Source organism: Sodalinema sp. (genome assembly GCF_046483825.1).
Lineage (GTDB): Bacteria > Cyanobacteriota > Cyanobacteriia > Cyanobacteriales > Geitlerinemataceae > Sodalinema.
This window is the reverse complement of sequence record NZ_JAWOCL010000156.1, coordinates 15,776-28,136: the sequence shown is the minus strand read 5'-3', so window position 1 is coordinate 28,136 and position 12,361 is coordinate 15,776. Positions and strand designations below refer to the sequence as shown.

The window sequence follows — 12,361 nt, the reverse complement described above, 5'->3', positions numbered from 1 at the left end:
AGGGGAACATCCTCCATTTCCCTCGGTAACATACACCTCCGCGACAGCCTTTTGATTGGCATCGTTGACTGAGCGACCCTCAAGGTTGGTTTTTCCTCTCTTCAAACCCGTCACAATTCCATTGTTATCAACTTTGGCAATTTTAGGATTCCGCGATGTCCAAGACACATATTTATTGAACGAGCCTCGTCCCTCTAGCGTCGCCTGAACTCGTTTCTGGCTATCAACCGCAATTCTGACTGGGGAGGGGTCAATCGAAACATCGGTGACAACAGGAGCGAGAATGCTAAGGTTAATCGAGCGGGACTGGCTATCATCAATAATTGAAGTAGCCGTTAAGGTCACATCTCCCGGTTCTAACGCCTTGAGATCACCATCAGCAGAAATCATCGCCTGGTCAGGATAATTAGAAGACCAGAGAACCTGAGTATCGTCTCCTGTACAATTCCCTTGACAAACCGCTTGTGCGTTTAGATGACCCGTCTCACCAACGTAGAACTCCTGGGAGTCCGATTCAAGTTGAATCCCTGTAATTTGAGGCGGATTCTCAATCACAGAAACCCGAATCGTCTGATTTACACGGGGGTCTTCATTCCAAACAGCTTTTAGGGTTGTGGTTCCAGTTTTTAGAGCCTTGACTCGATTGCTCTCATCAATTTGGAGCAGGTCGGGATTGGCGACTTGCCAAGAAATCGACTTATCCCTGAGCCATCCAATACCGGTAAAATTAACCTTGAATTGTCTCTCAAGTCCTTCTTTAATCCGTAATTCTTGCGGAGTAATGCTTAAAGCAGGTAACACCTCGACAGGAATTTCAAAATTTGCTGAGTTCTTGGCTAGATTTTGATTTTCTACACCAATTTTGACCAATATATTGGTTTTCCCCGCCTGTTTTCCTTGGACGACAACTTGTTGTCCTTCGTCTTGATCTAAAAAGGCAATTCCTCCTTTCTGAGATGTCCAACGAATTTCTGGACTATGGTAGCCTGTCCCGGTCACTTGAGCATTGAGGCTGGCGGTTTCCCCAGGTTTTAGTTCTAGGGATTGGGGGGTCACTGCGGTTTTCCAACAGCTTACTTTGTCACCCTGTTGCCACCAAATAATTGCATTACAGCCATGTTGCTGAATTAGAGTGTAGGCGACGAGGGTAACCGTCCCAATCACAAACAGACCAATTAACCCCCGAAAATAATTAGAAGCTCGCTTCAGGAGTCCTGTATCAGACTGAAATTTTGAGGGAACTTGTGACGTCATAACCAGAGTTCCTTATTTAACATGAGTGTTGGTCGAGTGTCCTAAGTTCTGTTTAGTGAAAAACAAAATCCTGGATTGTCCAAATCATTAATTCTTCCGCGCTCACTCAATTTAACATTTATTTTGGGTCAGTGAAATCTGCTTAGTTTAACTGTAATATATTTTTACGATTTTTAACATCGGTTGAGTTCGAGATTAGATTCCCAAGACTGGACGAAATTGTTAGGAAAACATGACTCGCTATAGGCCACACTATAGTGATTTGCCAATATTTGAGTAACCTAAACCCGAGTGCTTTTAGACAGGATTGATTTTTAAATCAATCCCAAGCCAAAAAAAACAGCAGCCCTGAGGCTGCCGTTTCAAATGAGTTATGCGAAGAGCGAACTGAGAAATTCGCGCGTAGTAGAGACGATGTCAGTGACTGAAACCAGATATCGTCCGTCACAGCTTTATGTTTCAGGGATAAGCTGGACGACTCTTTAAAGTCTCGGAATCCATAGTATCATCGATCGCCCCAAAACACTACCCCCGGCGGCGACGATACCATTGTGCCAACCGTTTCGGGGAAATTCCGAGTAAATAGCCCAAAACAATCAATTGGTTGAGCAACATGACTCGTAGCACCCCCAGACGTTCCCAACGTCGCGCAGAGGTGACGACAGCCACCGGAGCGATCGCAATCCGGCCCAGTCCTTGCAAGCGGCGAACCAGTTCAAAATCCTCCATCAAGGGTAAATCAGGAATCCCCCCCACTTGCAGCAACCGTTGACGAGAGAGAAACAATCCCTGATCACCATAAGGTAACTGCAACAGGCGCGATCGCCAACGCACCCCCCATTCCACCCAACGCAACCCCCTCGCCGCACCAGCCACACGCAACTCAAACGCACCAGCCACCCCATCCTCCCCGCGCAACACCTCCCGAATGACCATATCAAACCCCTGAGGCACCTGGGTGTCTCCATGAAGCAATAGCACCCATTCCCCCCGGGCCACCGCTAAACCGACGTTAAACTGAAGCGCACGTCCCCGAGGCGATGACAGCACCCGAACTCGTCCCCGATTAGACCCATCCCGGGCCATCTCCTCAGCCATCTCCACCGTATTGTCATGACTTCCCCCATCAACCACGATCGCCTCAATGTTCTCCCCCGTCAAAACCTGAGCCAAACTCTCAGGTAGCTGCTGCGCCTCATTCAAAACCGGCATAATCACCGAAATCATCGGCTCGCACTTGCAACGAGCCTGATCCCAAACCCGTAACTCCTCAGGACAATCCACATCCGACAAGGGACGCAACAGATGAACCGTTAAGCCTAACGACTCAATTTGGGCTAAAGTTTGGCTCAAAACGCGATCGCTGCCCCAATCAACCCCCGAACAAAGTCCTTCCAACACCTCCACCGGAGTCGGCTTGAGCGCCATCAAATAATAGCCGCCATCATTCGCCGGTCCTAACACCACATCCGCCTCATCCAACCCCCGCATCGCCTCATCGAGAACCGCAGCATCCAGATTCGGACAATCAATCCCCACCAGCGCCAACCGTTCCATCCCCTCAGCAAAACCCTCACAAAAGGCCCGAACCAGGCGATCGCCCAAATCCCCAGATCCTTGTGGCTTGACCGGCAAATCCTCGCCTAACCAGCGTTGAACCCGTCCAGGACTCGCCCCCACCGAACGAACTTGGACCCAGCCCCCGGATTTCTCGCGCCAGTCTCGTAAATGATCAACAGTGTGCCGAGTCATTTTTTCCTGCAACCAAGCGGCCCCTCGCGGACCTAACGCGGGAATCAAACGAGTTTTGGTGCGGCCCGCTTGAGGATAGCGAGTCAAGACAATCGTTCCAACGGCTCCAGACTTACGGTTTTGGCTATTGGTATTCACAGTTTTCATCATTGCCTGTAGTCTATATTTATCCTGGCTTTTGTCCTTGTCCACCCTCCTCTGAGCCAGAAATCTGAGCCGAAAATCTGAGCCGAAAATCTGAGCCAGACGTTCATCTAATATCTAAACAACTTTTTTCGAAAATCTACGGTTAAGGCTTAGACATTCCGCTAAGATCGCATATATTGAAAGGTGTTTTCACCACACTCCGGCATTGGCAAAAGGCATGGCGAATCAACAAAGCGACCCCATTAGCATCCGGTTTGATGAGGAGCAAGCCTCCGAGCAGCTCCCCAACATTCCAGAATCAGTTGAGGACGCGGCAGAACCTGCCTCCCAAGACGCGCCCCAACCCAATCCCTCTGAAGCGGCCTCGATGCCCCTCTTGGCTCGGGCCGCCCTGCTGCCCCAACAAGCCCTAGAACGGTTGTGGGGTTGGCATCTATTCTGGTTCCTCGTGCTAGTGGGCTTTACTAGCACCGCGATCGGAGCCTTGACCTGGTTATTCTCCATGCCCGCCGTCACCGACTGTCGCACCGTGTCGAGAATGGCCCCCGATCGCGCCCGACTCTACTGCGCCCAACAAGCCGCACAATCGGGGCAAGTGCCCGAAATTGAACAGGCCATTCGCCTGGTGCAAGGCTGGCCCGAAAACCACCCCCTTTACCGCCAAGGACTTCGTTTCACCGAGCAATGGTCCAAAATGTTGATGCAGCGGGCTAACCAGGAAGTGATTGCTGGCAACTTGCCCGTCGCCATCGGCCTCCTGAGCCGGGTTCCCAGTAACAGCCCCCTGTATAACGAAGCCCAAACCACAATCCAGAACTGGGATCAGGGTTGGGAACGGGGGCAACAGCTTTACAGTCAGGCCATAGATGCCTTAAAAGCCGAACGTTGGAACGAGGCCGAAGTCCATGCCCAGCGACTCGGCCGGATTGGCGATCGCTACTGGAGTGGCGCTCGCCTCGATACCTTGATGGCACGAGTTGCCGCCGAAAAAGAAGGACGACGACGGCTCAAACAAGCTCGGGAAGGCATTGTCTGGGAAACACCCCAGGAATACCAAGCGGCATTAGCTCTGGTGATCAACATTGCCCCGGAGACCTTTGCCCGCGAAGATGCCCAAGAGGACATTGACAAATGGAGCGCAGAAGTTGTTGATCGAGCCATTCGTCAACAACTTGAGGGCAACTACCAACAGGCCTTTGAAGCCGCCCAAGTGATTCCGCCTGAAGCCGCCGTCTATGAAGCCGCCCAGGAAGTGCGCTTATTTGCCCAAACCGATCGCATCCTCAACGCCGAGAACCTCTTTCAACAATCCATTGGTGGGAACATCTTAGCCCTGTTAGAAGCTCAAGACTTAGCCGAAAGTCTCACCCCTGAGCATCCCCTCTACGCCTTGGCCCAGGATCGGATTCCACTCTGGGAAAACCACCTGCAAGATCTCTATCAACTCCAAGTGGCCAGTACCGTTGCTGATGTGGGGCAACCCTTCGCCTTGAACCTAGCCATTTCTCAAGCGGCAGCCATTGATCCCAATCGCCCTCGCCGAGTTCATGCTCAAACCCTTGTGGCTCACTGGAGCAACGAAGTTCAACGAGTGGGCGATCGCCCCTACCTGCGTCGCGCCGAACGGTTAGCCGGACTCAACACCATCGAAGGACATGAGGCCGCCATTGTCCAAGCTCGTAACATTAGTGAAGACAGTGCCGCTTGGAGCCAAGCCCAACAACTGATCGCCGAGAGCCAAGCCCAAATTCTGGTTCTCGAAGATCAACCCATTCTCGATGAAGCCGAACAGCTCGCCCAAGAGGAAAAATTTGCCGAAGCCGTTGAACTGGCTCAGCAAATTGAGCGCGATCGCCCCCTCTATGACGAAGCCCGAGAAGCTGTCTCCCGCTTCCGAGAAGAATGGAGCCGCTTTGAAGATCGGCCCATACTCGATGAGGCCATCGAGTATGCCGAAGAAGGAAAGCTCACCGACGCGATCGCCACGGCCGCCCAAATCGCCCCCGGCCGCCCCCTCTATTACGAGGCCCAAGGCGAAATCGGCCGCTGGCTACGGGAACGAGATCAAGGAGGTCCATCTTCTCGCTCTCGTTCTAACTCCAGTTCCCCATCTCCCGCTCCCGCGCCGGCCCCAGCCCCCGCGTCCGCCTCGGATGATGCTGAAGCGTCAGCTCCCGCGCCGGCCCCAGCCCCAGCCCCGGCTCCCGCGCCAGCTCCCGCTCCCGCGCCGGCCCCAGCTCCCGCTCCGGTCTACAACAACCCCGCTCCCGAGCCTTACTACGAGCCGGAACCCTACTACGAGCCGGAACCCTACTACGAGCCGGAACCCTACTACGAGCCGGAACCGAACTATGCAGAGCCGGAACCGTACTACGAAGCTCCTCCTGAGAAGAAAATTATCTACTAATCCTATTTCGCTAAACTAACAATCCCCTTCGCGATCGCATGGGTTCCCGAACCCAGTGCGATCGCCGAACGCTCTCATGACTGATACCGATGCTCCGTTAACCCTTCTCTTGATTGAAGCTGATGAAGTGATCCGTTTAGGACTGCGAACCTGGTTAAGCCAACAGCCTGGAGTCGTCTCAGTATTCGATACCAATACCCCCGCTCAAGCTCAATCCACCTTAGACGACCATCGAGTTGATGTCATCATTATCGGAGACTTCACCGCTGGGCTGCGCTTAGCTAAACAGCTAGAGCCAACTCCTCCCGAATCTCCGATACCGATTTTATTGTGGTGTTCACCCCTGACGGTGGCCCAACTGAGCCTAGCCCAACGCTCCGGCTTGAGGGGCTATTGTGCCAAAGGAACCCCACCGCGAGAACTCTTTAACGCCGTGCTGTGCATCCTGGCGGGAGAAACCACCTGGCAAGCCCCGGCCCGCATTGATCCTGACACCAACGTCAGCAACACCCCGCCCACCTCGGCTCAAGCTGAAGCTCGGATTCCCGGAGTCGAGTACATCGATCGCGAACAAGACCAAATCGAACGCTGGCTCCAAGATCCCAACCTCACCCTAATTCAGCGCATTGTTCTCAAAGGACGACAGCGAGAACTCAGCGCCGCTCGCTGGCTAGTCTGTCAACTGCGATCGCCCCGTCCCGCCTCACCGCCCCAGCCCAGCCAATCCCCAAGCCGATCCTCGACCTCTCCCGCCACCGCCTTAACGGTTGCCGAACCTGGCTCCCTCACCTCCCCCAACCTAGCCAGCGAGGATATCGAAGGCCTCCTCCTCGATGCAATTTTCAGCAAACTGCAACCCCCCCTACGGAACCTGAGCGAGATTCCCCTAGAAATTGATATTTTACGCCCCGAAAAGCGGCGACAACTTCTCGTCACCGCCTTACGGATGTTTCAAAATCTCCTTAGCGAACTCCGTCACTCCGACATCACCCCAGAGCGTCTTCTCGAACGCCGCGATCGCCTCGCCCTCGATCTCTGGCGAGGAACAAGCCAAGAATTTTTTGGCCGCTATTACACCCTAAGCTTCAACGGTGAATCCGTTGAACTCGTCGATATCCTGCTGCAACAATCCGACGTCGTGCAAGCCGCTATCCTCGACAAAATCCCCCTCCTCCCCGACTTACTCTCACATCTATTATTCCAAACCCCCCTAGCCGTCGATGACCTCAGCCATGAATTTGGCAGTCCCGAGGCCACCCTGCGGGCGGAATATCTGCTGCATAATCTTCTCATTGCCGTGGCGAACAGCGTGATTCAACCCCTACTCGATCAAGTCACCGGTATCGAAACCATTGAACGGCAATTTTACGATCGCCAATTCCTCTCAACCCGAGATATCGAACGACTCCGTAACGATTTATCCTGGAAATATCGCTGGGAAACCTATCTCGAAGAACCTCGGGCCATTTACGAAAGCCGCTTCTGGCTCTTTGTCTTCACAGAACGGGGCATTAAGCGCATGACCATTTACGCCCATCGTCGCGAGGAATTTTTGGCCCTCTCAGGGGTCCGTCAAGCCGTGACCTTGGTTCTCGAAGGACGAGATGCTCTCGCTCCCCGCCTCCGCTCAGTGGTCAGTTGGGTTGGCAATGGCTTGGTCTATGTCTTAACCCAAGTCCTCGGACGAGGGCTAGGCCTGGTTGGACGGGGTATTTTGGACAATCTCGGCAATGCGAAAACACGCACCTCTCGCTCTAGCTCCAGAACCCGTAATTCAGACTAATCCCCCAGATCAATTCCCCAGACGAACGCTTCAGACTGGGGTAAATGACTGGTGATCGCGGATCGGTCAAAGGTCTTAAAACGTCAGGAACTACGTTGTTGCGCCAAGTCGCGAATCAGGGGTGTTTTCGTGCGGATGTAATCATCCAAAAGCCGCACATCACCACTGTCTAGGGCTAAACTTTGTTGCAGTTGTTTGAGGAGCCACTGGGACAAGCTCGCATCATCCAAGCTGAGGATCAGGTTGGCCTGGGTCCGCTCGACGATTGACCAAAGTTGACGAAGTAAAATGGGAGTCACGGATACCTCCTAGAGTTAGAGTCAGAACAACCCAGATGGTCTGGGTCCCGTTGTGTTGAGGCAAGTTGCAGTTAAACGTTATCTCTGAGCAACCAACGCTTACAGCATAGCGTCTTTTTTCAACAGAACAAGATGTAAATCCACTTCGCAAAAAAACTTTGATATTAACGCTGGCATTCTCATAAAACATTCCTGACAATCCCCAGAATGGCCCTGGCTCAATCTGCAAGTCGATTGAGAAAAGTCCAGTCAGTTCAAGAACTTCGTCGATTTGACTGAGGTTTAATTTGCCAACAACGATGGTCTCATTTTCGCGGAAATCGTGCCTAAATCAATCCGTATTCTTGCGGATTTATTGTTAAATTTAGTAACATATTGCCCGAGCAATGGCTCAGAAAACAGTTCCCCGCCAGCCGGACCCACCACGATCGCCGCACTATAACCCGGCTCAAGCGGCAACCGTTGAGCCTCAAAGGTTGGGGTACAGTCCGACTCCCTCCAACAGCGCCAGAGAGGTCGGCGATCGCCCTCTAGGAGCATCTCATCAACAGCGACCCGCGACAAGGCTCCTAACCCTTCCCCCGTCGCCTTGAGATAGGCCTCTTTCGCCGTCCAATACTCAAAAAAGAGCCGTTCTTGTTCCGTCGGGGGTAACGCCTCTAACCTCGCCAACTCCGAGGGCTGAAAAAAGCGGCGAGCCAGGGACATCACCGACACAGATCGATGCGCTTCGACATCAATCCCGAGAGGGCGATCGCGACCAAACGCCAACAAGGCCCAATCCCCCGAATGAGAGAGATTAAACAGAAGCGGAAACCCAGCCAGAAACGGCTTTCCCCGAGAGGTAACCTCAAACCTCAAGGCGCGGGGATCTTGGCCAAGATAGACCCCCAACAGCCGTCGTAGCCAACAGCGCGTCAGTACAAAGCGATGGCGATCCTCCCCACGACGATACCGTTGAGCCCGCTCCCGTTCGGCGATCGCCAACAGAGACTCATCCTCAGCCCCCCAGGGCCAATCCTTCAAACATAGCCGCCAAACCCAAACCTGATGGCTCACCAGAGGCGGAACAGCCGGCCAATCCGACCAAGATTGAGTAAACAGTGAAGTCATACTTCGGTTTTCCCGATGGTGAAACTACGATCAACCCGACTACGGTTTCCCCTAATGGCAGTCTCATCAGCGGACTGTACCATGAGAAACAAGATGCCCAAGCCGCCAGTTTCTAACCTGAATGCCCCTGAAACCGTCCCCATCTAGGTTCGGAAAATACCCCTTCAAGGGAAGTGCCTCAGCCATTCAGTATAGAGACAGACATCGGAATCTACCGGCGAGAGTTTAACAGCGTTCGAGCCAATCCGATTCGAACCCTGGCTCCCTTGGAAACCGAGTTGGCGATCGCACTCCCCCAAATGCGCGACCCCAGCTAACGGGAACCCCCAAGCAGATGCTTGGCTCACCGCCCATTATTTTTTTTGTAGATAACTAGAAATTAGGAAACTTATGGCTAAAGTCGTTGGAATTGACCTCGGAACCACCAACTCTTGTGTTGCGGTCATGGAAGGGGGGAAACCCACCGTTATCGCGAACGCTGAAGGGTTTCGCACCACCCCATCCGTTGTGGCCTATGCGAAAAACGGCGATCGCCTCGTGGGTCAGATCGCCAAACGCCAAGCGGTCATGAACCCCACCAACACCTTCTACTCCGTTAAACGCTTTATCGGTCGTCGTCATGACGAAGTCACCCACGAAACCACTGAGGTGCCCTACAAAGTCCTCAACGTCAACGGGAGCGTCAAACTCGACTGTCCCCAAGCCGAAAAGCAATTCGCCCCCGAAGAAATCTCCGCTCAAGTGCTGCGGAAACTGGCCGAAGATGCCAGCAAATACCTCGGTGAAACCGTCACCCAAGCGGTGATCACCGTTCCCGCTTACTTCAATGACTCCCAACGTCAAGCGACCAAAGACGCTGGGAAAATTGCCGGACTCGAAGTCCTACGGATTATCAACGAGCCAACCGCCGCCTCGTTAGCCTATGGACTCGACAAAAAAAGTAACGAAACCATCCTCGTCTTCGACCTCGGTGGCGGAACCTTTGACGTCTCCATCCTCGAAGTCGGCGACGGCGTCTTTGAAGTGATGGCCACCTCCGGCGACACTCACCTCGGTGGGGATGACTTCGACAAACAAATCGTGGACTACATCGCCGCTGAATTTGAGAAATCCGAAGGGATTGACCTACGCAAAGACAAACAGGCCCTACAACGGCTGACAGAAGCGGCAGAGAAAGCCAAAATCGAACTCTCTAGCGTTACCCAAGCTGAGATCAACCTGCCCTTCATCACCGCCACCCAAGACGGACCGAAGCACGTCGATATGACCCTGACGCGGGCCAAGTTTGAAGAAATTTGCGCCAGTCTCATCGACCGTTGCCGTATCCCCGTTGAGAATGCTCTCAAAGATGCCAAACTCAGCAAAACCGACATCAACGAGGTTGTTCTCGTCGGTGGTTCGACCCGGATTCCCGCCATTCAACAGTTAGTTGAGAAAGTTCTGGGTAAGGCCCCCAACCAAAGCGTCAACCCTGACGAAGTGGTCGCCACCGGTGCCGCTATTCAAGGTGGCGTTCTCGCCGGAGAAGTCAAAGATATCCTACTGTTGGATGTCACCCCCCTCTCCCTGGGGGTCGAAACCCTCGGCGGCGTGATGACCAAACTCATTCCCCGCAACACCACGATTCCGACCAAGAAATCGGAAACCTTCTCCACGGCGGTCGATGGGCAAACCAACGTCGAAATCCACGTTCTACAAGGGGAACGGGAATTCTCCAAAGATAACAAGAGCTTGGGAACCTTCCGTCTCGATGGTATTCCTCCCGCACCTCGCGGTGTGCCTCAAATCGAAGTCACCTTCGATATCGACGCCAACGGGATTCTCAACGTCACGGCCAAAGATAAAGGGTCGGGTAAAGAGCAGTCCATCAGCATCACCGGTGCCTCGACTCTCTCCGACAACGAAGTCGACAACATGGTCAAAGATGCTGAAGCCAATGCGGAGGAAGACCGCAAACGCCGCGAACGCATCGACAAGAAAAACCAAGCCGATACCTTGGCCTATCAAGCTGAGAAGCAAATCGAAGACCTCGGCGATAAAGTCCCCGCTGATGATAAGACCAAGATTGAAGGTCTGATTGCCGAACTCAAGGAAGCTCTCGGTCAAGATGATGATGCGGCCATTGAGTCGAAAATGGAAGAGTTGCAACAAGCACTCTACGCCGTTAGCACCAATCTCTATCAACAAGCCGGTGGCGATGCGGCCGGTGCTGAAGCCGGGGCAGCTCCCGGAGCCGGTGCGCCTCCTGAGTCTGGCAATGATGGTGGAGATGATGTCATCGATGCTGAGTTCTCGGAAACGGACAATAAGTAGTTCACGATTGACAGTTAACGGTTAACCGTTGACAGTGATTAAGGGTGATCCTCTAGGGTCACCTTTTTTCGTCTACCGTCGATGAGGGCGTTGTCTGAGCGCCGATTTAAGGTAGATTGTTGATGGTTTAAGGTTTAAGTGTTATGCGAGTTTTAGTCATTGGTGGAACCCGGTTTATTGGGGTGTATTTGACTCGGGAATTGGTAGAAGCGGGTCATGAGGTGGTGTTATTTAATCGGGGCAATCACCCGGTTCCTGTGTCGGGTGTGGGTCAGATTACCGGCGATCGCACGGACGCGGAACAACTGCAAGCGGCTCTCGCCCGAGAGTCGTTTGATGCCATTTTTGATAACACCGGGCGCAAGCTCAGTGATACTCAACCTTTGGCGGATTTGTTTAAGGGGAAACTTCAGCATTTTGTCTATGTCAGTTCGGCGGGGGTTTATCTCGCCTCTGACCAAATGCCTCATCGAGAAGGGGATACCCTAGACCCCGAGAGTCGTCATCGTGGCAAGTTTGAGGCGGAAGACTATCTGCTGAAGCAGGGATTGCCCATGACCTCGGTGCGTCCGACCTATATTTATGGTCCAGGGAATTATAACCCCATTGAGGGCTGGTTTTTTGACCGCCTGGTGCGCGATCGCCCCATTCCCATTCCCGGTTCAGGGTTACAAATCACCCAACTGGGCCATTGTCAGGATTTGGCTAAGGCTATGGTGGCGGTGTTGGGCAATCGCAATGCTGTCGGTGAGGTCTATAATATTTCGGGCGATCGCTATGTCACGTTTGATGGTCTAGCCCGCTCTTGCGCCCTCGCGGTTGGTAAAGATCCCGATCAGGTTAAGTTGGTTCACTATGACCCCAAGGCCTTTGATTTGGGTAAGCGTAAAGCCTTCCCGCTGCGATCGCAGCATTTCTTCTGTAGCATCGGTAAGGCCCTCTCGGAACTGGATTGGGAACCGGAGTTTGATCTGATTTCTGGATTGAAGGATTCCTACGAGAACGACTATCTCGCCGGCCCAGGGCCAGAGGCTGAGGTAGATTTCTCCCTGGATGACCAGATTCTGGCTGGGGTCTAAACGCTACTCTGGGAGGGGTTTTTGGCGCTCCTCCCCGAGATAAAACCGGAATTTCAGAATTTCCTCAAAAAAAAGCTTGCCAAAGTCAAAACCTCAATGCTACGATGGTAAATCGTTGAGGACGCATAGCTCAGTTGGTTAGAGCACCACGTTGACATCGTGGGGGTCACTGGTTCGAGTCCAGTTGTGTCCATTTTTTAATAACAGTTATCGA

General features: G+C 53.0%; 8 protein-coding genes and 1 tRNA gene. 5 read left to right on the top strand and 4 right to left on the bottom strand.

The genetic code is table 11. The features are described from left to right. Together R6U67_RS10295 and R6U67_RS10290 are read right to left on the bottom strand one after the other, a co-directional pair. A partial coding sequence (locus tag R6U67_RS10295; protein ID WP_410252458.1) for an Ig-like domain-containing protein occupies positions 1–1,254 on the bottom strand: 1,254 nt, incomplete at its 3' end. A 525-nt stretch (positions 1,255–1,779) separates the two neighbouring features. Beyond that, a complete protein-coding gene (locus R6U67_RS10290; RefSeq protein WP_410252457.1) occupies positions 1,780–3,156 on the bottom strand; it encodes a TIGR04283 family arsenosugar biosynthesis glycosyltransferase in 1,377 nt (458 codons plus the stop codon). 214 nt (positions 3,157–3,370) lie between these two features. Here R6U67_RS10290 and R6U67_RS10285 point away from each other — a divergent pair, with 214 nt between their 5' ends. Together R6U67_RS10285 and R6U67_RS10280 are read left to right on the top strand one after the other, a co-directional pair. After that, positions 3,371–5,560: a hypothetical protein gene (locus R6U67_RS10285; protein WP_410252456.1), complete on the top strand. Its 2,190-nt coding sequence runs from the start codon at positions 3,371–3,373 to the stop codon at positions 5,558–5,560. A 76-nt stretch (positions 5,561–5,636) separates the two neighbouring features. Continuing rightward, a complete protein-coding gene (locus tag R6U67_RS10280) occupies positions 5,637–7,343 on the top strand; it encodes a DUF3685 domain-containing protein (RefSeq protein ID WP_410252455.1) in 1,707 nt (568 codons plus the stop codon). 83 nt (positions 7,344–7,426) lie between these two features. On the opposite strand, the gene R6U67_RS10275 is transcribed toward R6U67_RS10280, so the two are convergent. Both R6U67_RS10275 and R6U67_RS10270 read right to left on the bottom strand, forming a co-directional pair. Continuing rightward, on the bottom strand, positions 7,427–7,642 hold the full coding sequence (locus R6U67_RS10275; protein ID WP_068788309.1) for a hypothetical protein: 216 nt from the start codon (positions 7,640–7,642) through the stop codon (positions 7,427–7,429). 282 nt (positions 7,643–7,924) lie between these two features. Continuing rightward, entirely contained in the window at positions 7,925–8,755 is an 831-nt protein-coding gene (locus tag R6U67_RS10270; RefSeq protein ID WP_410252454.1) for a 4'-phosphopantetheinyl transferase family protein, read from the bottom strand. A 390-nt stretch (positions 8,756–9,145) separates the two neighbouring features. Between R6U67_RS10270 and dnaK the strand changes: the two genes are divergently transcribed. The 3 genes from dnaK to R6U67_RS10255 all read left to right on the top strand — a co-directional run bounded on the left by dnaK (position 9,146) and on the right by R6U67_RS10255 (position 12,340). Then, a complete protein-coding gene (dnaK, locus tag R6U67_RS10265; RefSeq protein ID WP_410252453.1) occupies positions 9,146–11,068 on the top strand; it encodes a molecular chaperone DnaK in 1,923 nt (640 codons plus the stop codon). A gap of 143 nt (positions 11,069–11,211) precedes the next feature. Then, the gene (locus tag R6U67_RS10260) at positions 11,212–12,147 is read left to right on the top strand and encodes an NAD-dependent epimerase/dehydratase family protein (protein WP_410252452.1); all 936 of its coding nucleotides are present in this window, start codon (positions 11,212–11,214) and stop codon (positions 12,145–12,147) included. A 119-nt stretch (positions 12,148–12,266) separates the two neighbouring features. Beyond that, positions 12,267–12,340, top strand: a tRNA-Val gene (locus tag R6U67_RS10255). Positions 12,341–12,361: the final 21 nt, after the last annotated feature.